The following is a 22,421-nucleotide window of genomic DNA, read 5'->3' as shown; positions in this document are numbered from 1 at the left end:
AAGCGACAGCGCAGTGTGCAGCAAGGCCGGGAGGGGCTACCGCCACACGACGCTTTTGGGGGGCTTGAACCTATGGACCCGAACACCCGGGGACCCGAGGAGTACGGCCAGGACGACGACGGCGGCACGCCGCGCCCGCGCCCGTCCAGGGACCCCCTCACCCCCGACTTCGGCCAGCACACGCCGACGCTGGTCCGCACCGTGCGGCTCGTCGCGGGCGAACATCTGCTCACCGTCAATCCGGTCGACGGCAGCGAGATAGAACTCTGCCCACCCACCGAGATACCGGAGCGCCCCGCCAAGCGCACCACGGAGCAGCGTGCCGAGGCCGAGCGCGCCGCCCGGCCGCCGGCTCCCGCCGGAACCGCCCGGCCCGCCCAGCCGCTGCTGGGCCGCCAGGACGAACGCGAACAGCTGGTCCGCCTGCTGGCCCGCGGCCGCTCCGTCCGCCTCACCGGCCCGCCCGGCTCCGGCCGCACCAGCCTGCTCGACCTCGTCGCCGAGGACTGCGAGGACCTCGCCCCCGACGGCGTCGTCCGCCTCACCGGCTTCCGCCGCACCTCGGCCGACCTCCTGCACGACCTCTTCCACGCCGTCTACGACGCTCCCCGGTTCCGCCCCGAGAGCGACGACCTGAGTGCCCTGGTCCGCGAGATCGGCGCGGTCGTCGTGGTCGACGACCTCGGCCTCGGCGGCGCCGACCTCGACGAACTCCTGGACGCGACGCCCGAGTGCGCCTTCCTGCTCGGCGCGACCCCCGACACCCCGCTGCCCTCCGCGGAGTCCGCCGTCGAGGAGGTCGTCCTCACCGGACTGGACCGCGCGGGCGGCGTCGAGGTGATCGAGCACGCCGTCGGCCGCGTCCTCACCGAGGAGGAGGCCAACTGGGCCGGCGACCTGTGGTTCGAGTCCGAGGGCCTGCCGCTGCGGTTCGTCCAGGCCGGCGCCCTGCTCTCGCAGCGCGACCAACTGCGGGCCGGCGCCGACGCGGTCGACGTGTTCGGTGTCTTCGAGGACGCCCGGCCGCTCGCCGACCCCGTCGACGGTCTCGCCGGAGCCGGTGAGGCCGAGGAGATACCCCTGCCCTCGCTCGGCGAGGCGGCCGCGCCCGCGCCGCTGCTCGCCGCCCGCCTCAGCGCCTCCGCCCGCGCGACGCTGCGCTTCGCCGTCGCCCTGGACGGTGAGGTCCCGCACCAGGCGCACCTGCCCGCCCTGGTCGGCGACACCCACGCCGACGCCGCCCTCGGTGAACTGGCCGCCTGCGGACTCGTCTCCCCCGTCGGCGCCCGCTATCGGCTCGCCGCCGGCGTCCAGACCCAGCTCGAGGCCGCCGGATACGCCGACGACGTCGAGACCCGCGCCCACTCCGCCGCCCAGCACTACGCCTGGTGGGCCGGGCACCCCTCGGTCACGCCCGAGCGGGTCTGCGCGGAGGCCGACGCGGTTCTCGCCGCCCTCGTCGTGATCGTCCCCACGACGACCCGAACCGGCGAGGACGAGGAGGCGCCCGCCGTCCGGCTCGCCCGCACCGCCGCGCCCGCCTTCGCCGCGGGCCTGCGCTGGAGCGCCTGGGAGAGCAGCCTGCACGAGGGTGCCGAAGCCGCCCGGCTCGCCGGGGAGTCCGCCGACCGGGCCTACTTCCACCACGAAATGGGCGTCCTCGCCCTCTGCGGCGGAGACCTCGACCGGGCCCGCTCCGAGCTGGAGGCCTCCCTCGCCCTGCGCGGGGCGATCGCCGACAAGCGCGGGACCGTCGCAGGCCGCCGCGCCCTCGCCCTGGTCACCGACCGCTCCGGGGACGTACCCGGCCTGGCGGCGGCGACGGCCGGCGAGGAGGTGCCCGACGCCCGCCACGAGGAGTCGGCGTCCCCGCCGCGCGGCGTCCAGGCGGTTCTCCCGACCTACCCGCCGGAGGCCGAGACCGTCGTCGCCCGCCGTGAGCCCGCCGGCCCGCCGGCCCGTCACAACCGGGGCGGCCTGAAGAGCCTGGCCAAGCGCAACCTGGTCGCGGCCGGCGCGGGCGCGCTGCTCGTCGCCGTCCTCGGCACGGTCGTGACGCTCGGCGCGACCTCCAACAACGACGCCAACGACCCCTCCGACCGGGTCGGCGTCAACCCGTCCGCCAGCACCGGCCCGGATGACGGCGGCCTGGACTCCGACGCCCCCGGCGACGACAGCGGTTCCGCCGACACGGGCGAGGCGACCAGCAGGCCGACGGACCCGGGCCCGGACGGAACGATGGGCACCTCGGACGACCCGTCCCCCACGGGGGAGGCGGAGCCGTCGTCGGAGGCGAGCAGCTCACACGGGTCGGGGGGCGGTGGGTCGTCCTCGACGCCGACCTCGAAGCCGTCGCCGAGCACGAGTCCGAAGCCCTCGTCATCACCGTCGTCGTCGCCGAGTTCGTCCAGCTCGCCGAGCACGACGCCTCCGACCGAGAGCCCCGACCCCAGCGGAACTCCCACCGGAGACCCGTCCACCGGGACCTCGGCCAGCGGGACCACCTCAAGTGCCCCGGTGTCGCCGAGCAGGGCGGACAGCACGCCCTCCTCCTCGGACCCGGTGATCTGAGCCTCTGATCTGAGCCTCAGGGCACAGGAAAAGGCCGGGTTCCTCTCCGGGAACCCGGCCTTCTCCTCGTACGGGTGGGTGGGTCAGAACAGCCGCAGCTTGTCGTCCTCGATGCCCCGCATCGCGTTGTAGTCCAGGACCTGGCAGCCGATGCCGCGGTCGGTGGCGAGCACGCGGGCCTGAGGCTTGATCTCCTGGGCCGCGAAGACACCGCGCACCGGGGCGAGGTGCGGGTCGCGGTTCAACAGCTCCAGATAGCGGGTGAGTTGCTCGACGCCGTCGATCTCGCCGCGTCGCTTGATCTCCACCGCGACTGTCTGTCCCTCCGCGTCCCGGCACAGGATGTCGACCGGGCCGATGGCGGTCATGTACTCCCGGCGGATGAGGGTGTAGCCCTCGCCGAGGGTCTCGATGCGGTCGGCGAGCAGCTCCTGAAGGTGTGCTTCCACGCCGTCCTTGATCAGGCCGGGATCGACGCCGAGTTCGTGCGAAGAATCGTGGAGGATCTCCTCCATCGTGATGATGAGCTTCTCTCCGCCCTTGTTGACGACGGTCCAGACGCCTTCCTCGTCGCCCGCGCCCTCCTTCAGCGTGCAGGGCGGCGACATCCAGTTCAGGGGCTTGTAGGCCCGGTCGTCCGCGTGGATCGAGACGCTGCCGTCCGCCTTCACCAGGATGAGACGGGGCGCGGAGGGGAGGTGGGCGGTGAGCCGGCCGGCGTAGTCCACGGAGCACCGGGCGATGACGAGACGCATGGTGCGCAACGCTATCCGACGCCCCACCAAGCACGCGATTCGCCCTGGTAACCCATCGTTCGCCAGCTGCTCGACAGTGGCCGATTGTGTGCCTACTCGGAGTTCCCTATGTGCCCATTCTCCTGGTGCGGTCACGGTCCGTTGCCTACCGTAGTGAACGGGAGGTCGCGATGCGTGTACTCAGCGTGTGCGGTGTTTCGGCATGCGAACTCCCTTTCCCTGTCCGGCAACCCCTGATGTTCCGGGGGTGCGAGAGGAGTACCCATGTCGCTCGACGTCTCACCGGCCCTACTCGAACAGGCCGAGCGAGGCGAGGTCGACGAAGCAGAATTCGTCGACTGCGTCCGGACCTCCCTGCCCTACGCATGGGAGATGGTCAGCTCCCTGGTGGCCCAGCTGAAGGTGGACGGCGGAGACTTCGCCGACAACCAGACGCCCCCGCCGGACGAGCAGGCACGCGGGCAGTTGCTGCGCGCGCTCGCGAGTGACGCCATACGCGGCGCGCTGCAGCGGCACTTCGGCGTGCGGCTGGCCTTCCAGAACTGCCACCGGGTGGCGGTGTTCCCGTTGGAGCCGGCTGTCGACGAGAAGCTCGCCCGATTCACCTCGGTCCGCAGCCAGGTGCTGAACCAGTCCCCGGAATTCCGGGACTGCTGACACGTGAGCCTGTTGCTTGCCGCTCCTGACGCGGGAGGTTCCATCAGTACGGGAGCGGCAAGCCTCTCGGTCGGCTGGGCTGTTCACCGGAGGTGGGGGAGCACCTCCGAGCCCAGCCGCCGTACGTTCTCCTCGGTGGCCGCCAGGTCTCCGGAACCCTCGACCAGCAGGGCGAAACGCGAGATGCCGGTCCGCTCGCCGGTCGCCGCGAGACGGTCGACGCACAGCCGTGGGGTGCCCACCGGGTGCAGCCCGCAGAGCAGTTCGGTGTATGCCACCGGGTCCCGCATGGAGCGGGCCCGGCCGTCCACCGTCACATGCGCGTCGAGCCCCTGCCGCAGCCAGCCCGGCATCGCCTTCACCAGGGTCTCCACCGCGTCCGTGCGCCGGTCCGCGATCTGGCAGACGCCCGCCGAGACATGCGCCGCGCCCCGGATCTCGTCCCCGGACCGCCCGGCCGCGCGCGCGTACTGCCGCCACGCGGCGACCATCTCGGCCTTCTCCTCGTCCCCCACGTGCATGCCGAGGAGCATCGGCAGCCCACGCTCGGCGGCCAGCCGTACGCTCGCCGGCGAGGTGCACGCGACGACGACCTCCGGGCCCGACGCGTCCGTCAGCGCCTCCGACGGCCTGGGGACGACGGGGACCTCGCGGAAGCGGAACCGCTCGCCGTCGGCCCCGACCGAGGGGTCGCGCAGCCAGCGCACCAGCAGATCGAGTGATTCCGGGAACCCCCGCTCGTACGCCTCCAGGCCCGCGCCGAACACCTCCAGGTCGACCCACGGGCCGCCGCGCCCCACGCCCAGCGAGAAGCGGCCGCCGCTCGTCACGTGCAGCAGCGCGGCCTGCTCGCCCAGGGCTACGGGGTGGACGGTGGGCAGTACGCTGACCGCCGTGCCCACCCGGATACGGCGGGTGCGGCCCAGCAGCAGCGCGGCGAGCGTGACCGCCGACGGGCACGTGCCGTACGGCACGAAGTGGTGCTCGGCCAGCCAGACCGAGTCGAGGCCCGCCTCCTCGGCCACCTCGGCCGAGCGGACCGCGCGGTGCAGCGCCTCTCCCTGACCCTGGCCGGGGAACTGGGCTCCCAACACGAAACTTCCAACGCGCATGGACTTTCCTGCTTCCTTGGCTCCGACACGGAGCTCCCCCACCCGGCATAACCGTCTGACACGTGCCGAGGACACGGCCTGGCGGAGAGATTTGCGGATTGTCTGGAGAATGGGACGTCCGGGAGGGCGACTTGTGGGGATCGCTGCCCTACGGGTACCCACGCGCACGCCGCGTAGGCTGGTCGGCAATCCTGATCCCTGTATAGCCCCGTGAGGTGTCCCGTGTCCCCGCGTCGCAACCGCCCCAAGGGTGAGGGCTCGTCCGGCCGGAGCGCCGAGGACGATCGCGCGAGCCGCTACGGCGGCTGGCAGTCGGGGGAGAGCTGGCAGGGCGAGCAGTGGAGTGTGCGGCATGTGGCCGGCGCGAGCGCCCAGGGCAAGGCGTACCGGTGCCCCGGCTGCGACCAGCTGATCCCCGACGGTGTGCCGCATGTCGTGGTCTGGCCCGAGCACGCGGGCGTCGACGACCGCCGGCACTGGCACAAGGCGTGCTGGAACGCACGGGACCGCCGCACCCCCGGGGTGCGGCGGTCCCGTAACGCGCCGAAGTTCTAGCGGCCGTCAGTCGTCGGCCGTGAGTCGTCGGCCGTCAGACGTCGCGCTTCTCCAGCAGGGCGAAGGCGCCGCCGAGCACGACGGCGGTCGCGCCGAGCGCGATCCACAGCGGGTCCCAGCCGCTCGGCCCGCTGTCGCTGAGCGAGGACGAGTAGAAGACGCTCAGCTGGTTCGGGATCGAGTACTCGAACAGGGCCTGGCGCAGGTCCTCCAGCGAGGACGAGAACATGAAGATCGCGATGACCAGCGGGGCCAGCAGGACACCGATCATGATGGTGATGGCGCCGGCCGAGTGCCGGATGATCGAGCCGACGGCCAGCGAGATCAGCCCGAGCAGCGCGATGTAGAGGGACACTCCGAAGGTGGCCTTCAGCCACTCCGAGCCGGTCGGCTGCCGGGCGTCGCCCAGCATGCCCACGTCCACCATGGCGACGAAGCCCGAGGACACGAGCGTCACGACGAACGCGACGGCGAAGAACACGACCGCCTTCGCGGCGAGCACCCGGCCGCGCGACGGGCAGGCCACCATCGTCGTGCGGATCATGCCGGTGCCGTACTCCGAGGCCGTGGTCAGCACGCCGAGCGTGATGACGCACATGCTGCCCAGGAGCAGCCCGAAGAAGCCGAACGACAGGGCGGTTTCGCCCGCGAGGTCGCCCTCGGTCGCGTTCGCGGCGACGACCGCGCCGGCCAGCAGTCCGATGCCGATGACGAGCAGCACGAACACGCCCAGCGTCCACATCGTGGAGCGCACCGAGCGGATCTTCGTCCACTCCGAGGCGATGGCGTGCCCGAGGTGCGTGCGCACGATCGGGATCGGCGAGGTGTAGGCGGGGCCGGCCGCGGCGTAAGCGGGACCGGGCGCCCCCTGCCAGGCGGGCGCGGCCTGCGGCGACGGGTGCTGCGGGGTGCTCATCGGGCGTCCTCGGACTTGGTCGGGGCGGCGTCGGGGGCGGGAGCGGCGGGAGCGGCCGGAGCCGGTTCGGCCGGGGCGGCCACCGGGGCGGGCGCGGGCGGTGCCGCCGGCGACGCGGCGGCCGGCTGGGCCGGGGCCTGTGCGGGCGCCTGCGCGTACGGGTTGGCCCCGTTCGGGCCGGGTGCCGGGGCGGGGGCCCCGGGGGCGCCGTACGCCCCGTAGGAGGCTGCCGGGGGCGCCTGGGCCGGCTGCTGCGGCGGCGCGTATCCGGGGTGCTGCGGGGGCGGCGGGGCGTACCAGCCCGGCTGGCCCTGGCCCGGCACCGGCATGGGCGGCTGCGCGCCGGGCGCGAGCTGCTGCTGGAGACCGGCCTTCTGGTCGATGGTGGACCGGTAGTCGACGGCGCCCTGCGTCATGCGCATGTACGCCTCTTCCAGCGAGGCCTGGTGCGGCGACAGCTCCCACAGGCGTACGTCGCTCTCGTGGGCGATGTCGCTGATGCGGGGCAGCGCCAGCCCGGTCACCCGCAGCGCGCCGTCCTGCTCGGGCAGCACATGGCCGCCCGCCTCGGTGAGCGCGGAGGCCAGCTTCTCGCGCAGCTGGGGTTCGGTGTGCGGGGTGCGGACCCGCGCGAAGTCGGCGGAGTTGGCCGAGATGAAGTCCTTCACGCTCATGTCCGAGAGCAGTTGCCCGCGCCCGATCACGATCAGGTGATCGGCGGTCACCGCCATCTCGCTCATGAGGTGGGAGGAGACGAACACCGTGCGGCCCTCGGCGGCCAGCGACTTCATCAGGTTGCGGACCCAGAGGATGCCCTCGGGGTCGAGGCCGTTGACCGGCTCGTCGAAGAGCAGCACCTGCGGGTCGCCGAGCAGCGCGGCCGCGATGCCGAGCCGCTGGCCCATGCCCAGGGAGAAGCCCTTGGAGCGCTTGCGTGCCACGTCCTGGAGGCCGACCACGCCGAGCACCTCGTCGACCCGCCGGGCCGGGATGCCGGACAGCTGGGCCAGGCTCAGCAGGTGGTTGCGGGCATGCCGGCCGCCGTGCACCGCCTTGGCGTCCAGCAGCGCACCCACCTGGCGGGCGGCGTTCGGCAGCTTGCGGTACGGGTAGCCGCCGATCGTCACCGTCCCGGAGGTGGGGTTGTCCAGTCCCAGGATCATCCGCATGGTGGTCGACTTGCCCGAGCCGTTCGGCCCGAGGAAGCCGGTGACGGCGCCGGGCCGCACCTGGAAGGAAAGGTTGTACACAGCGGTCTTGTCGCCGTAGCGCTTGGTCAGGCCGACTGCTTCGATCATGCTCCGCACCCATCGAAAGGTTCAGGACAGCAGGGCACACGCCCCCGTAAGGGTTAGGAGGATATCGGGGCGCTGACGGTTCCGCTCAAATGAAAGCAAAGACCAAAGCGTTACGCGTCGCGTTTCTTCAGCAGGAGGTAGCCGCCCGCGAGCGCGGCGAGGGCCCACAGGGCCATGATGGCGAACCCGCCCCAGGGCCCGTACGGGGTGTCGTCGTCGATCGGCGTGACCACCTGCATGATCTTGCTGCCGGCCTGGTCGGGCAGGTACCGGCCGATCTTCTTCGTCGCCGAGACGTTGCCGAGGATGTTGGAGATCAGGAAGAAGAACGGCATCAGGATGCCGAGCGACAGCATCGGCGAGCGCAGCATCGTGGCCACGCCCATCGAGAACACGGCGATGAGCGTCATGTACAGACCGCCGCCGATGACCGCCCGCAGTACTCCGGAGTCCCCGATCGACGCCTTGTGGGAGCCGAGCATGGCCTGCCCCAGGAAGAACGTGACGAAGCTGGTGGCCAGCCCCACGGCCAGCGCGAGCCCGGTGGCCACCGCGATCTTGCTGAACAGGAAGGTGCCACGCTGCGGCACGGCGGCCAGCGAGGTGCGGATCATGCCGGTGCTGTACTCGTTCGACACGACCAGCACTCCGAACACGATCATCGCGAGCTGACCGAGGCTCATCCCCGCGAAGCTGATGAAGGTGGGGTCGAAGGAGAGCCGGTCGTCGCGGCTCATGTTGTCGAACTCGTTCCTCGACAGCGCCGAGATCAGCATGCCGAGGGCGATGGTGACCACCACGGCGAGCGAGAGCGTCCACACGGTGGAGGCCACCGACCGGATCTTGGTCCACTCCGACCGGATGACCTGGGTCGCCGCCATCATCAGCTCCTCGTCCAGTCGTCGCCCCACTGCGGTCCGGGCTGCTCGAACTGTTCGAGAGGGCCGGGGGGTGTGTCCGTGTGCGCGTGGTACTCCACCGACTCCGCGGTCAGCTGCATGAACGCCTCCTCCAGGGAGGCCCGCTGGGGACTCAGCTCGTGCAGCACGATCTGGTGCTGCGCGGCCAGCTCCCCGATGCGCTCGGACTTGTCGCCGTCGACCTCCAGCACCCCGCTGCCGGACTCGACGACCAGGACCCCGGCGCCGTGCAGCACGTCGAGCAGCCGCTCCCGCTGCGGGGTACGGATACGCACGTACGAGCGCGAGTTCTGCGCGATGAAGTCGGCCATCGAGGTGTCGGCGAGCAGCCGCCCCTGCCCGATCACGATCAGGTGATCGGCGGTCAGCGCCATCTCGCTCATGAGGTGGGAGGAGACGAACACGGTCCGCCCCTGCGCGGCCAGCGACTTCATCAGGTTGCGGATCCAGTGGATGCCCTCGGGGTCGAGGCCGTTGACCGGCTCGTCGAACATCAGGATCCGGGGGTCGCCGAGGAGCGCGCCCGCGATGCCCAGCCGCTGGCCCATCCCCAGCGAGAACCCCTTGGCCTTCTTCTTTGCCACGGAGGTGAGACCGACGGTGTCCAGCACCTCGTGCACCCGGCTCTTCGGGATGCCGTTGCTCTGCGCCAGGCACAGCAGATGGTTGAAGGCGCTGCGCCCGCCGTGCATGGCCTTGGCGTCCAGCAGGGCGCCGATGTACCTGAGGGGGTCCTTCAGCCGGTCGTAGTGCTGTCCGTCGATGCGGACGTCCCCGGCGGTCGGCCGGTCGAGGCCCAGCATCATCCGCATGGTGGTGGACTTGCCCGCGCCGTTGGGACCGAGGAAGCCCGTGACGATGCCCGGTCTGACGGTGCAGGTGAGGTTGTTCACCGCGACCTTCTCGCCGTACCGCTTCGTCAGGCCAGACAGCTCGATCATGCGGCCACGCTAAAGCGCGACAAAGCCCTCTGCCACCGGAATGGCAAAGGGCTTCGCCGATGTTCGGTCGCCGTACCCGTGGACGTTACCGGGACTGCTGCGCCGGGACCCCGCGGGAGATCGGCTCGTCGTCCGTGGACGGCGTGCCGGCCGCGGCCACCGCGGCGCCGGTCAGCGTGGCGAGCATCTCGCGGACGTTCGTCAGCTGGGCGTTGATCGAGTCGCGGCGGTTGGTGAGGGCCGCCAGCTCGCGCTCGGACTCGGAACGGATGCGGTCCGCCTTGGCATTGGCGTCGGCCACGATGTCCTCGGCCTGGCGCTGCGCCGTCTCGACGGTCTGACGGGCCCGGCGCTCGGCGTCGGTACGCAGCTTCTCGGCCTCCAGGCGCAGCTGCTCCGCGCGGTGCTCGATCTCCGCGAGACGCTTCTCCGCCTTCTGCTGACGCGACGCCAGGTCGCGCTCCGACTGCTCGCGGCGCTTGGCGAGGTTGGTCTCGAAGTCGGCGGCGGCCTGCGCGGCCTTGGCGCGGGTCTCCTCGAAGAGGGCGTCCGCCTCCTCACGCTTCGACTGCGCGTCCTTCTGCGCCTCGGAACGCAGCTGCGACGCGTCGCTCTTGGCCTTCTCGACGATCCGGACGCCCTCGTCCTCGGACTTGGCCTTGCGCTCCGCGGCGAACGACTCCGCGTCGTTGCGCACCTGCTGAGCCGCCGACTCGGCGAGCTCACGGTGCTGCTCGGCCGCGCGACGGGCCTCCTCGCGCAGATCCTTGGCCTCTTCCTCGGCGAGGCGGAGGATCTTCTCGACACGCGCGCCGAGACCGGCGTACGACGGCTCCGCGTCGCTTACCTGAGCCTGGGCGTTCTGCGTCTCGAGGTGGAGCTCCTCGATGCGCTTTTCCAGAGCAGTGATACGAGCCAGAGCGCTGTCACGGTCGGAGACGAGCTTCGAGATGCGTTCGTCCACCTGAGCGCGGTCGTACCCACGCCGCACAAGCTCGAAGCCGTAGGGGGAAGTGTCGCTCATGGGGTTCCTGTCGAATGAGACCGGTGAGGTGATAGGTGGAATCCTAGGGGCCTGAGCGGTGTGTCATCGAGCGTATGCGTGTTTGATCTGGAGAATGACACCCCTTTTGGGTGGCTGAGCGGCAGAGCGCTTGCCAAAGGTCCGGTCAAAGGCCTCAGACTTTAACGCAATTCACACATTTCGCTAGCCGTCCGACGCCTTCCCACCCGATCGGGGAGCTCCGATGACGGCGCCCGCCTTGACGCCCCCGTCCTTGCCGCCGGTCGGTACCTCGAAGGATTCCAGCGCCTCCAGCACGTCCTGGACCCGGGAGATCTCGGCGTTGATGTCCTCACGCCGGCGCACCAGGACCTCCAGCTCGCGCTTGCCCTCCTCGACCGTGCGCCGCGCCTCGCGGATCGCCTCGGCCTTGAGCTCCTCGGCCTCCCGGACGAGCGTCGCCTTCTTCTGCTCGGCTTCCTTGAGGAGCCCCTCGGCCTTCTTCACGGCGGCGATACGGACCTTGCCGGCCTCGGAGTTGGCGTCCGACACCAGCTCCTTCGCCTTCGCCTGCGCCTTGGCGAGCTGCTCCTCGGACGCCTTGATGAGCGCGTCGCAGCGGTCGCCGGTCGACTTCATCGTCTCGGCGGCCTCGCGGCGGGCCCGCTCGTGCAGCCCCTCGATCTCGCTCGTGATGCGGTCGCGCAGCTCCTCCGCCCGCTCCCTTATGGCGGTCGCGTCCCGGCGGGCGCCGACCAGCAGTTCGTCGGCGTCCGTACGGGCCTTCTCCACCCGGGAGTTCCCGTCGACGGTCGCCTCGGAGACCAGCCGCTCGGCCTCCTTGCGGGCCGCGCCGACCATCGAGTCGGCCTGCTGCTCCGCGTCCGCCGTGACCTGCTGCGCCTGCTGCTGCGCCTCCGTGAGGAGCTTGTCCGCCTCGGCCGCGGTCTCCGTGATGAGCGTGTCGACCTGCTCGGCCGCCTCGGAGCGCCGCTTGTTGGCCTCCTTGCGGGCCTCGTCCAGCGTCGAGTCGGCCTCCTCGCGGGCGACGCTCATCAGACGGTCGGCCTCCGCCGCCGCCGACGCCCTGACGCGCTCGGACTCGCTACGGATCCGCTCGGCGGCCTGCTGCGCGGAACCCACCGTCTCGGCGGCCTCGGCGCGCAGCCGCTCCGCGTCCCCGGCGGCGTCCGAGATGAGCTTCTCCGCCTTGGCGACCGACTCGGCCCGCAGCCGGTCGGCCTCCGTGATCGTCTCGGACTGGAGGCGCTCGGCCTCCGCGATGGTCTCCGTCTGGAGCCGCTCCGCCTCGTTGCGGGCCTCGGTGATGAGGGTGTCGGCCTGCGTCGCCGCGTCCGAGCGGATGCGGTTGGCGTCGTCACGGGCCTCCGCGCGGGTGCGCGAGGCGTCCTGGTCGGCCTGGGCGATGGCGTCCGAGACCTCGGTGCGGACCCGCTGGGCGTGCGCGGACGCCTCCGAGCGCAGCCGCTCCGCCTCCGCGATCGCCTCACCGACGGTCTGCTCGGCCAGCGCCTGCGCCGCCTCCGACGCCTCGCTCGCCTCACGCCGGACCCGGTTCGCGTCCTCGGCCGCCCGCTCCTGCACCGCGTAGGCGTCGGAACGGACCCGGTCCGCCTCCTCCTCGGCCTCGCGCCGGGTGCGCTCCGCCGCGTGCTCGGCGGCGGACCGCAGCCCGTTGATCTCGTCCTGCGCCTGCTCGTGCAGCCCGGCGACGGACTCCCGCACCTGCTGCGCGTGCTGCTCGGCCGCCGACACCATCTCGTTGGCCCGCCGGTCGGCCTCCTCGACCAGCCGGACGGCCTCGGTCTGTGCCTCCTCCACGCGCTTGCGCGCCGAGGCCAGCAGTTCCTCGCTCTGCCGACGGGCCTGCTCGCGCTCCTGGTCGGCCTCCTGGCGGGCGGAACCGAGGAGCTCCTCGGCCTCGCGGCGGCGCCGGAGCGCCTCCTCCTGGGCGGCGGCCAGCGTCTCGGACGCCTCGGTGGCCAGCCGCTCGGCGGCGGCCTGCGCCTCCGCGCGCATCCGGTCGGCGGTGTCCTGCGCCTCCGACTTCAGCCGCTCCGCCTCGGCGGCGGCCTCGGAACGCAGCCGTACCGCGACGGCCTCGCCCTCGGCGCGCGAGGCGGACGCGTCGGCGGCGGCCTCGTTGCGCAGCCGGTCCACCTCCGCGGCGGCCTGCTGCTGGAGGGTGCGGATCCGCTCCGTGGCCTCCGAGCGCAGCCGGTCGGTCTCCTCGCCGGCCTCGCGGCGGATCCGCGCGGCCTCCTCGCGGGCGTCGGTCAGCGCCTGCTCGGCGGAGGCGAGCCGGGCCTCCGCCTCGGTGTGCAGCCGGTTCAGCTCCTCGGCGGCCTCCGCCTGCCGGGCCTCGACCCCGCGTTCGGTCTCCTCGCGCAGCTCGCGCGCGGCCTCCTCGGCGTTCGAGGTGATGGTCTCGGCCAGCTCCACCGCCTCGTCGCGCTGGCGCTCGGCCTCCGCGCGGGTGCGCTCCAGGGTCTCCTCGGCCTGCCGGCGCAGCGTGGTGGCGCGCTCGATGGCCTCGGTGCGCACCTTCTCGCTGTCCGAGGTGGCCTTCTGGCGCAGCTCGTCCGCGTCGGCCTTGGCCTTGGACAGCAGTTCCTCGGCGGTCCTGGCCGCCTCCTCGATCTGCTGGACGGCCTCCTTGCGGGCCTCCGCGCGGATCTTCTCGCCCTCGGCGACCGCGTCGGCGCGCAGCTGCTCGGCCTCGCCGCGCAGCCGACGGGCCTCCTCCTGGAGCTCGACCGTCTTGGCGCGGTACTCCTTGGTGTCGTCCTTCGCCGAGCCCTTGAGCTGCTCGGCGATGTCGTGCGCCTCGGCCCGCAGCCGGTCCGCCTCGGTCTCGGCCTCACGGCGGATCCGCTCGGCCTCCTCGGCGGCGGCCTTGGTGGTGTTCTGCGCGTCCTCCTGCGCCCTGTTCAGGACGTCCTCGGCGGTCTTCGCCGCCTTCGACAGCTGGGTCGCGCTCTCCTCGGCGGTGAGCGTGCGGGCCTTCTCCGAGGCCTCCGCGACGATCTTCTCGGCCTCGGTGCGTGCGTCGGCGACGAGCTGCTCGGCGGCCTCCTTGGTCGCCTCGGCCTCCTTGGTGGCCTCGGTGACCAGCCGGGCGACCTGCTCCTTCGCCGTACGGGTGCGCTGCTCCTTGGCCGCCTCCGCGCCGGCGAGCGCCTTCTCGGCGGCCGCCTTCGCCTCCGTGAGCACCTTGTCGGCCTCGGCCTGCGCCTTGCGCAGCGCCTCCTCGGCCTCGGACATGCGCTGCTCGGCGGCGCGGCTGAGCTCACCGGCCTGTCGGCGGGCCGCGTCGGACTCCGTGACGGTGGAGGTGCGCAGCTGCTCGGCGTGTTCGTTGGCCTCCTGGGCCTGGCTGGAAGCGGCGTTCAGCAGCCGTTCGGCGTCCGTGCGGGCCCGCAGCAACAGCTGCTCGGCCTCCGCGCGGGTCGCCTCGGCGTCCGCCTGGAGCCGCTGGCGGGCCTCGGTGGCCACCCGTTCGGCCTCGGCGCGGGCGGCCGTCAGGGCCTGCTCGGCCTCGGCCCGCGACTCGTCGAGCAGCCGGCGCGCCTGAGCCTCGGTGCGGGCCCGCAACTGCTCGGCCCACGCCACGTTCTCGTTGACGTGCGACTCGACGTTCTGCCGGCGCTCGGCCAGCTCCTGGTCGAGCTGCTGACGACGGGCCACCGCCTCCTGGTGCAGCTCCGCCTGGAGCCGGGCCGCCTGCTCGGCGTGCTCCTGGAGGATGCGCTGCGTCTGCGCCCGGGCCTGACTCAGCTCCCGTTCGGCGTCCTGCCGCAACTGGTCGGCCTGCATCTGCGCGTTACGCAGCATCTGCTCGGCCTGGTACCCGATGTCGCCGCCGTCGAAGGCGGGCCGGGACATGATGGTGCGCCGCGCCTCGTGCAACTTGGCGCGCAGCACCTCGACCTGGTAGCCGAGGTCCTCGGCATGCTGGATCGCCTTTTCCCGCTCGGTCTTCAGCCGCTTCATCTCGGCTTCGAACCGAGTCAGGTGGTCGACGTCAGCCGCCGGTTCCCGCTCCTGGCTCTCGTAGCCCCGCACTGCGCGGTCCCATCCGTCCCTGGTCGCAAGCTTCCCGAACGAGCTCCGTCCATCCGCCGAACGGGGCTCCCGGGGAATGGTGTCAGATCAACGGCGGAGCACGGGCTGCTGCCCCGCGCTCGCCCCCCGAAACCCGGACCCCGGCCGCGTCCCGCCGCCGTACGGCAGGACCGGGTCGCCCCGGTGTGAGCGGCGACCGCCCCCAACCCTACCGGCCCATATGTACGAGGGTCAGTGCTCAGGTGACTCAACGGGTGCCGATGTGACCAGTTCTGTCAGTACTCCGTGGCAATCCTTTGGATGCAGGAAGGTGATTCGTGACCCCATGGAGCCGCGTCGAGGCTCTTCGTACAGAACGCGTACGCCCTTGTCCTTGATGTCCGCGGCGTCCGCGTCGACATCCGCCGTACCGAAAGCGATGTGATGGACGCCCTCGCCGTTCTTGTCGAGCCACTTGGCGACGGTCGAATCCGGCCGTGTCGGCTCCAGGAGCTGCAGGTACGAGGCCCCGCCGTCGGACGTATCGTTGATCTTGAGCATGGCTTCGCGCACGCCCTGCTCCTCGTTGACCTCGGAGTGGAACACCTCGAAGCCGTACGTGGAACGGTAGAACTCGACGGTCGCGTCGAGGTCGTGGCAGGCGATCCCGATGTGGTCGATTCGCGTCAGCATGTTGTTAGTGGAGCGCGGCCGTGATGGTTACGCAACGTGCGCGCGATCACACTGACGGCCCGATGACGGCACGGAGTGCCACTCAGTACATTCGAAGTAAACCCTCGTTCACTCCTCGGCCCGTGCAAGGCCGGTAAGGGGAATCGCAGCTCATGACTGACTCGACTGGTTCCAACGGCACGACCTCGGTGATCGTCGCGGGCGCGCGGACGCCCATGGGACGACTGCTGGGCTCCCTGAAGTCCTTCTCCGGAGCCGATCTCGGCGGCTTCGCGATCAAGGCCGCCCTCGACCGTGCGGGGATCGGTGGCGACCAGGTGCAGTACGTGATCATGGGGCAGGTGCTCCAGGCCGGGGCGGGGCAGATCCCGGCCCGTCAGGCCGCGGTCAAGGCCGGCATCCCGATGAGCGTCCCGGCGCTCACCATCAACAAGGTGTGTCTGTCCGGCCTCGACGCGATCGCGCTGGCCGACCAGCTGATCCGCGCGGGTGAGTTCGACATCGTGGTGGCCGGCGGCCAGGAGTCCATGACCAACGCCCCCCACCTGCTGCCGAAGTCCCGCGAGGGCTTCAAGTACGGCGCGATCGAGATGCTCGACGCGATGGCGTACGACGGTCTGACCGACGCCTTCGAGAACATCGCCATGGGCGAGTCCACGGAGAAGCACAACACGCGGCTCGGGATCGCGCGTCCCGAGCAGGACGAGATCGCCGCGCTGAGCCATCAGAGGGCCGCCGCCGCGCAGAAGAACGGCATCTTCGAGGCCGAGATCACCCCGGTCGAGATCCCGCAGCGCAAGGGCGAGCCGGTCGTCTTCAGCAAGGACGAGGGCATCCGCGCCGACACCACCGCGGAGTCCCTGGGCAAGCTCCGCCCGGCGTTCACCAGGGACGGCACGATCACGGCGGGCACCTCCTCGCAGATCTCCGACGGCGCGGCGGCCGTGGTCGTGATGAGCAAGGCCAAGGCCGAGCAGCTGGGTCTGTCGTGGATCGCCGAGATCGGCGCCCACGGCAACGTGGCCGGGCCGGACAACTCGCTCCAGTCCCAGCCTTCCAACGCCATCCTGCACGCCCTGAAGAAGGACGGCCTGGAGGTCTCCGACCTGGACCTGGTCGAGATCAACGAGGCCTTCGCCGCCGTGGCGGTGCAGTCAATGAAGGACCTCGGCGTCTCCACGGAAAAGGTGAACGTGAACGGCGGTGCGATCGCCCTCGGCCACCCGATCGGCATGTCCGGCGCCCGCCTCGTCCTGCACCTGGCCCTGGAGCTCAAGCGCCGGGGCGGCGGTGTGGGCGCGGCCGCGCTGTGCGGCGGCGGCGGTCAGGGTGACGCGCTGATCGTGCGGGTACCCAAGGCCTGAGCACGGACGCGCCGCTCGTGCACGTCTCACCCACGTCTCACCCTGAACGGATCTGAACGGAGCTGTGATGCAGGACGTCTCCTCGCTGGTCGCCCAGGCCAGGGAAGGCCGGCCGCGGGCCGTGGCCCGGCTGATCTCCCTGGTGGAGGGGGCGTCCCCGCAGCTCAGGGAGGTCATGGAGGCGCTGGCCCCGCTCACGGGCAACGCGTATGTGGTGGGCCTGACCGGTTCACCGGGCGTGGGCAAGTCCACGTCGACGTCCGCGCTGGTCACCGCCTACCGCAAGCAGGGCAGACGGGTCGGGGTGCTGGCCGTGGACCCGTCCTCGCCGTTCTCCGGCGGCGCCCTGCTCGGCGACCGGGTCCGGATGTCGGAGCACGCCTCCGATCCCGGCGTCTACATCCGATCGATGGCCACCCGCGGCCATCTGGGCGGCCTCGCCTGGTCGGCCCCGCAGGCGATCCGGGTCCTGGACGCGGCCGGCTGCGACGTGATCCTGGTCGAGACGGTCGGCGTCGGCCAGTCCGAGGTCGAGATCGCCTCGCAGGCGGACACCAGTGTCGTCCTGCTGGCCCCGGGCATGGGCGACGGCATCCAGGCCGCCAAGGCCGGGATCCTGGAGATCGGCGACGTCTACGTCGTCAACAAGGCGGACCGGGACGGCGCCGACGCCACCGCCCGCGAGCTGAACCACATGCTCGGCCTCGGGGAGGCCCGCGGCCCCGGGGACTGGCGCCCGCCGATCGTGAAGACGGTCGCCGCCCGCTCCGAGGGCATCGACGAGGTCGTCGAAGCGCTGGAGAAGCACCGCGCGTGGATGGAGGAGCACGGCGTCCTCACCGAACGGCGCCGCTCCCGAGCCGCCCGCGAGGTCGAGACGATCGCCGTCACGGCCCTGCGTGAACGCATCGGGGACCTGCACGGCGACCGTCGGCTGAGCACGCTCGCCGAGCGCATCGTCGCCGGCGAACTGGACCCCTACCGGGCGGCGGACGAACTGGTGGCGGGACTGACGCAAGGCTGACGCACGGCTGACGCGGGGCGCCCGGGGCAAGGCGGCGATGCGGACGTCGGTGCGTGTGCGTGTGCGTGGCCGGTGGTCGCGGTCGTGACGCGGTGCGGCCGGGTGGCGTGTCGGCGCGCGCCGGACGCCGGGACGAGTCGACGAGCGCCTCGCAAAAGCACTCGTCGGGCGTCGGGCCGCGCTGATACGGTCGCGTTCATGTTCCTTCTCTTGGCATAGGGCCCGCCTCGGCCCGTGATCGGAGAGCGGCTCACGGCCGCCCCGCTCGCGGCGATCAGGCGTCCCCTTTTCTCCTGCCATGAGTCGAGGAACTCCTCATGTCCGCTTCGCCTGCCGTGCGGCCTTCCTATGCCGTCGTCCTGCGCGTTCCGCACGCCCGCCGTACCTTCGCCGCCGCCCTGACCGGACGGCTGTCGTACGGGATCGTCCCGCTGTCCCTGATGCTCGCCGTGACCCGCTCCTCGGGCTCGTACGCGGTGGCGGGCACCGTGATGGCCTTGTTCGGAGCCACCACCGTCTTCCTGTCGCCGGCCCGGGCGGCCCTCATCGACCGGCACGGGCCACGCCGGGCACTCGTCCCGATGACCGCCGCCTACCTCGCCGTGCTCGTCCTGCTCACCCTGGCCCTGGCGCGCCCGGCCGGTGCCCCGGCTCCGGTGCTGGGCGCCCTGGCCGCCACCGCGGGCGCCTGTGTGCCGCCGCTGGGACCGACCATGCGGGCGGTGTGGGGGAGGCTCACCCCGGACCGCGCCCTGTTGCAACGCGCGTACAGCCTCGACGGGGTCGCCGAGGAACTCCTCTTCGTCACCGGGCCGTTGCTGGTCGGCGTGCTCGTCGGCTTCGCACCGCCGGCCGCGGGGATCCTCGTCGGGGCGGCCCTGATGGCCGGGGGCACGGCCGGGTTCCTGTCGTCGCCGGCCGTGCGGGCGGTGGGACCGGGGAAGGCCACCGTGCGGCGGGCCGGCGGCGGTCTGCGCGGGCTCGGGCGGCCGGTGGCCGCCATCGCGGGCGTGGGGCTGGCGCTGGGCGTGGTCGATCTGCTGGTCGTGGCGTTCGCCGAGCGCCACGGGCACGGGTCCGGCGGGGCGAGCGCCGCCTGGGTGCTGGCCGCGCTGTCGGCCGGCAGCGCCGTCGGCGGGCTGCTCAACGGGGCCGTCACCTGGCGGGCTTCGGCCGGGGCGCGGCTGCCGCTGCTCACGGCGGGGCTCGGGCTGACGTTGTGCGGGGCGGGACTCGCGCCGGGGCTCGGCACCCTGGCCGTCGCCGTCGCGGCCGCCGGGTTCTTCGTGTCACCGGCGATCACCACGGCGTATCTGATCGCCGACGAGATCGCCGCGCCGGAGGCCCGGGTGCGGGCCGGGGCGTGGGTCAACACGGCCGTCAACGCGGGCAGCACGGCCGGTACCGCGATCGCCGGAGCGCTGGCCGGGGGGCTGCCGGTGGCAGCGTGCTTCGCGCTGACCGGAGCGGTGGTGCTGATGACGGCGGCGGCCGTCGCCGGAGGCGCCCGGAGGGGCACGAGCGATCTCGTGCCCCTCGCCTGACGGCCGGCGGGTCGGTCAGCCGGACGGACGGTCGGACGGTCGGTCGGACGCCAGGTCAGTCGTCGAGCTCATGGGTGACCTTGCCCGTGCGTACGTCCACCTGCCACTCGCCGGCCTTGGCGGTGTCCACGCTCCAGACCGTGGCGCGGTCGTCGTCCAGGTCGACGTCGGTCACCGCGCCCTTGGCCGCGACGGCCAGCGCTGCCTCGCGGGCGTCCACGTCCGCGCCCTTCAGCGCGGCGAGGTCCGCACGGGCTTCGCCGGCGTCGTCATCGGCGTCAGCGGAGTCATCGGCGTCCTCGGTGTCGCGGTGGACGCCGAGGACCTTGCCGGTGTCGGGGGAGACGGCGACGGTCTGCTCGACGCCGTCGGCCTGGACGACGTCCACGTGCCAGGTGCCCGCGTCGGCGCCGTCGTCCTCCCGGTCGGCGCCGACGGCGGTGCCCGGCGTGTGCCGCAGCGCAGCCGCGATCACCTCGGCGGCGGTGGCCTTCGAGGAGCTCGCCGTGCTCCCCTCGGCCCGGTCGGCGGCCCGCACCTCGGCCGCGCCGGTTCGCGCCTCGTCGTCCGCGAAGGCGACCGCCGCACCTCCGCCGATCACGACGGACGCGGCGACGGCGGCGATGACGAGCTTGCGCTTCATGGGGTTCCTCCCGATCGGTGTGCTCTCGGCCTGCTTCGGCTTCGACGGGGACCACGCTGCCTGAACGCGGCTGAAGGCAAGCTGAAGCAGCCTGAAGATCACTTCAGGTTCGGTTTGGGACCCTGATGCCATGCGGCTGTTGATCGTGGAGGACGAGAAGCGACTGGCCCGGTCGCTCGCCGGCGGCCTGACCGCCGAGGGCTACGCCGTGGACGTCGTCCACGACGGCCTCGAAGGGCTGCACCGGGCGAGCGAGTCGCCGTACGACCTGGTCATCCTCGACATCATGCTGCCCGGCATGAACGGCTACCGGGTCTGCTCCACCCTGCGCGCCGCCGGCAACGACGTCCCGATCCTCATGCTCACCGCCAAGGACGGCGAGTACGACGAGGCGGAGGGCCTGGACACGGGGGCGGACGACTACCTCACCAAGCCGTTCTCGTACGTCGTCCTGGTCGCCCGCGTGAAGGCGCTGCTGCGCCGGGGCGGACAGGGCACCGGGGCCCCGGCCGTGCACGTCCTGGGCGACCTCAAGGTCGACACCGCCGCCCGGCGGGTGTTCCTGCGGGACGGCGGAACGGAGGTCGAAGCCGCGCTGACCACCAAGGAGTTCGCCGTGCTGGAACAGCTGGTCGTGCGGGCGGGCCAGGTGGTGTCCAAGACCGAGATCCTCGACCACGTCTGGGACTTCGCCTACGACGGCGACCCCAACATCGTCGAGGTGTACGTCAGCGCGCTGCGCCGCAAGCTGGGCGCGGGGCTCATCCGGACGGTGCGCGGCGCCGGGTACCGGCTGGAGCGGCCGGAGGCGGCGCGATGAGCCGCCGGTTCGGGTCCGTGCGGGCCCGGGCGACGCTCGGCGCCACGTTCGTGGTCGCGGTGGCGCTCCTCGCGGCGGGGACGGCCTTGCTGCTGTCGCTGCGCTCCAGTCTGACCGGCCAGGCCGACGGACAGGCGGAACGCTCCGCGCGGACCGTCGCCGCCCAGCTGGCCCTCGGTACGCCCTACGACAAGCTCTCCTCGCTGGACGACGACGAGCGGGTGGTCCAGGTCGTCGACGCGAACGGCGGGCAGGTCGCCGCCACCGAGGACCTGGAGCGGATCAGCGGCGCCGGGCCGAGCGTGCCGCGGGCGCAGGAGGACACCGCGGACGACCCCTCGGAGGAACCGGGACAGGAGGCGGGGGAGGAAGCGGGGGAGAAGCCCGGGGAGGACGGCGGGGAGGAGGGCGCGAGCGGCGGCCTCGGCGACGACTCCGCAGAGGACTCGCCCGAACCCGGCGAGATCGGCGACGAGACCCGCTTCGGCGACGGCTCCGCGACCGTCGACGGCGACACGGCCGACTACCGATTCGCCGCCGTGGACGTCCGGGATCCGAAGAAGGGCCTGCTCACCGTGTACGCGGGTGCGTCCCTGGCGGCTGAGCAGAGCGCCGTGCGCACCGCGCTCACCGTCATGCTGATCGGCTTCCCGCTGCTGCTCGCCGTGGTCGCGGGAGTGACCTGGCTGGTCACCCGGCGGGCGTTGCGCCCGGTCGAGGACATCCGCCGGGAGATGGCCGCGATCACGGCCGCCGCCGAGCTGACCCGGCGGGTGCCCGAGCCGGACACCCACGACGAGGTCGCCCGGCTCGCCCGTACGACGAACGAGACGCTGGCCGCGCTGGAGACCTCCGTGGAGCGTCAGCGCCGGTTCGTCGCCGACGCCTCGCACGAACTGCGCAGCCCCATCGCCTCGCTGCGCACCCAACTCGAAGTGGGTGTCGCGCACCCCGGGCTGCTGGATGTGCCGGGCGCGGTCGAGGACACCGTACGGCTCCAGCGGCTGGCCGCCGACCTGCTGCTGCTCGCCCGGCTGGACGCGGGGGAGGGGCCGGTGGCCGGCGCGCGGGTGGATCCGGCGGCGCTGGCCCGGGAGGAGGCGGCCGGGCGGCCGGAGGTGACGGTGGTGGTGGAGCCGGGGGAGACGGGGCCCGGTGAGGTGGCCGGATCGCGGGGGCAACTGGGGCGGGTGCTGGCCAACCTGCTCGACAACGCGCACCGGCACGCCCGTTCGGCCGTCACCGTGACCGTGCGGGGGGCGGACGGGCAGGTCGTCGTCGAGGTCGCCGACGACGGGGACGGGGTGCCCGAGGCGGACCGGGAGCGGATCTTCGAGCGGTTCGTACGGCTCGACGACGCCCGCGGCCGTGACGACGGCGGGGCGGGCCTCGGCCTGGCGATCGCCCGCGACGTGGCCGTCCGGCACGGTGGCACGCTCACGGTCCGCCGGACGCCGACAGGCGGAGCCCTGTTCGAGCTCCGCCTGCCGACCGTCTGAACCCGATCACCCGGACCGATCACCCGGACCGATCGCCTGAA

Annotated in this window: 18 protein-coding genes; 8 read left to right on the top strand and 10 right to left on the bottom strand. The window is 72.4% G+C overall.

Going from position 1 to position 22,421, the window contains the following annotated elements:
• Positions 1 to 72: 72 nt before the first annotated feature.
• Positions 73 to 2,571, top strand: coding sequence for an ATP-binding protein (locus OHU34_RS13640; protein ID WP_405766475.1), 2,499 nt, complete (start codon positions 73 to 75; stop codon positions 2,569 to 2,571).
• A gap of 83 nt (positions 2,572 to 2,654) precedes the next feature.
• On the opposite strand, the gene nucS is transcribed toward OHU34_RS13640, so the two are convergent.
• Positions 2,655 to 3,326, bottom strand: coding sequence for an endonuclease NucS (gene nucS / locus OHU34_RS13635; RefSeq protein WP_020131166.1), 672 nt, complete (start codon positions 3,324 to 3,326; stop codon positions 2,655 to 2,657).
• A 264-nt stretch (positions 3,327 to 3,590) separates the two neighbouring features.
• On the opposite strand from nucS, the gene OHU34_RS13630 reads away from it, so the two are divergent.
• Entirely contained in the window at positions 3,591 to 3,983 is a 393-nt protein-coding gene (locus OHU34_RS13630) for an SCO5389 family protein (protein WP_020131165.1), read from the top strand.
• Between the two features lie 83 nt (positions 3,984 to 4,066).
• Here the strand turns inward: OHU34_RS13630 and OHU34_RS13625 are convergent, their stop codons facing one another.
• Positions 4,067 to 5,095 (bottom strand): LLM class flavin-dependent oxidoreductase, encoded by a 1,029-nt coding sequence (locus tag OHU34_RS13625; protein ID WP_362274762.1) that lies wholly within the window; start codon positions 5,093 to 5,095, stop codon positions 4,067 to 4,069.
• A gap of 222 nt (positions 5,096 to 5,317) precedes the next feature.
• Here OHU34_RS13625 and OHU34_RS13620 point away from each other — a divergent pair, with 222 nt between their 5' ends.
• Entirely contained in the window at positions 5,318 to 5,650 is a 333-nt protein-coding gene (locus tag OHU34_RS13620; RefSeq protein ID WP_081547014.1) for an ATP/GTP-binding protein, read from the top strand.
• Positions 5,651 to 5,684: 34 nt separating this feature from the next.
• On the opposite strand, the gene OHU34_RS13615 is transcribed toward OHU34_RS13620, so the two are convergent.
• From OHU34_RS13615 to mce, 7 genes are all read right to left on the bottom strand, one after another.
• Complete coding sequence (locus OHU34_RS13615) at positions 5,685 to 6,566, bottom strand: ABC transporter permease subunit (protein ID WP_142266200.1); 882 nt, start codon at positions 6,564 to 6,566, stop codon at positions 5,685 to 5,687.
• On the bottom strand, positions 6,563 to 7,864 hold the full coding sequence (locus tag OHU34_RS13610) for an ABC transporter ATP-binding protein (protein WP_142266201.1): 1,302 nt from the start codon (positions 7,862 to 7,864) through the stop codon (positions 6,563 to 6,565). The genes OHU34_RS13615 and OHU34_RS13610 overlap by 4 nt, the downstream gene beginning before the upstream one ends.
• A 110-nt stretch (positions 7,865 to 7,974) precedes the next feature.
• Positions 7,975 to 8,745: an ABC transporter permease gene (locus OHU34_RS13605; protein ID WP_142268065.1), complete on the bottom strand. Its 771-nt coding sequence runs from the start codon at positions 8,743 to 8,745 to the stop codon at positions 7,975 to 7,977.
• A 2-nt stretch (positions 8,746 to 8,747) separates the two neighbouring features.
• Entirely contained in the window at positions 8,748 to 9,725 is a 978-nt protein-coding gene (locus OHU34_RS13600; RefSeq protein ID WP_230194619.1) for an ABC transporter ATP-binding protein, read from the bottom strand.
• Between the two features lie 85 nt (positions 9,726 to 9,810).
• Entirely contained in the window at positions 9,811 to 10,749 is a 939-nt protein-coding gene (locus OHU34_RS13595) for a cellulose-binding protein (protein ID WP_020131158.1), read from the bottom strand.
• Positions 10,750 to 10,932: 183 nt separating this feature from the next.
• The gene (gene scy, locus OHU34_RS13590; RefSeq protein ID WP_142266203.1) at positions 10,933 to 14,814 is read right to left on the bottom strand and encodes a polarized growth protein Scy; all 3,882 of its coding nucleotides are present in this window, start codon (positions 14,812 to 14,814) and stop codon (positions 10,933 to 10,935) included.
• Between the two features lie 231 nt (positions 14,815 to 15,045).
• Positions 15,046 to 15,486: a methylmalonyl-CoA epimerase gene (mce, locus tag OHU34_RS13585; RefSeq protein ID WP_057603473.1), complete on the bottom strand. Its 441-nt coding sequence runs from the start codon at positions 15,484 to 15,486 to the stop codon at positions 15,046 to 15,048.
• Positions 15,487 to 15,638: 152 nt separating this feature from the next.
• On the opposite strand from mce, the gene OHU34_RS13580 reads away from it, so the two are divergent.
• From OHU34_RS13580 to OHU34_RS13570, 3 genes are all read left to right on the top strand, one after another.
• Positions 15,639 to 16,850, top strand: a complete 1,212-nt coding sequence (locus tag OHU34_RS13580; protein ID WP_020131155.1) for an acetyl-CoA C-acetyltransferase — start codon at positions 15,639 to 15,641, stop codon at positions 16,848 to 16,850.
• 67 nt (positions 16,851 to 16,917) lie between these two features.
• Positions 16,918 to 17,874, top strand: coding sequence for a methylmalonyl Co-A mutase-associated GTPase MeaB (gene meaB, locus OHU34_RS13575; RefSeq protein ID WP_054239889.1), 957 nt, complete (start codon positions 16,918 to 16,920; stop codon positions 17,872 to 17,874).
• 317 nt (positions 17,875 to 18,191) lie between these two features.
• The gene (locus OHU34_RS13570) at positions 18,192 to 19,418 is read left to right on the top strand and encodes an MFS transporter (protein WP_142266204.1); all 1,227 of its coding nucleotides are present in this window, start codon (positions 18,192 to 18,194) and stop codon (positions 19,416 to 19,418) included.
• A gap of 55 nt (positions 19,419 to 19,473) precedes the next feature.
• Here OHU34_RS13570 and OHU34_RS13565 read toward each other — a convergent pair whose 3' ends face one another.
• Positions 19,474 to 20,061: a PepSY domain-containing protein gene (locus OHU34_RS13565; protein WP_405766471.1), complete on the bottom strand. Its 588-nt coding sequence runs from the start codon at positions 20,059 to 20,061 to the stop codon at positions 19,474 to 19,476.
• A gap of 130 nt (positions 20,062 to 20,191) precedes the next feature.
• On the opposite strand from OHU34_RS13565, the gene OHU34_RS13560 reads away from it, so the two are divergent.
• Both OHU34_RS13560 and OHU34_RS13555 read left to right on the top strand, forming a co-directional pair.
• Positions 20,192 to 20,881, top strand: coding sequence for a response regulator transcription factor (locus OHU34_RS13560; RefSeq protein WP_142266206.1), 690 nt, complete (start codon positions 20,192 to 20,194; stop codon positions 20,879 to 20,881).
• Positions 20,878 to 22,380 carry an ATP-binding protein gene (locus OHU34_RS13555; RefSeq protein ID WP_405766469.1) on the top strand — a complete coding sequence of 501 codons (1,503 nt, stop codon included), beginning with the start codon at positions 20,878 to 20,880 and terminating at the stop codon, positions 22,378 to 22,380. Before OHU34_RS13560 ends, OHU34_RS13555 begins: the two co-directional genes overlap by 4 nt.
• Positions 22,381 to 22,421 lie beyond the last annotated feature (41 nt).

This window comes from Streptomyces sp. NBC_00080 (assembly GCF_045041255.1).
Lineage (GTDB): Bacteria > Actinomycetota > Actinomycetes > Streptomycetales > Streptomycetaceae > Streptomyces > Streptomyces coriariae.
The sequence above is the reverse complement of the archived record's forward strand: the minus strand, read 5'-3'. Positions and strand labels throughout refer to the sequence as shown.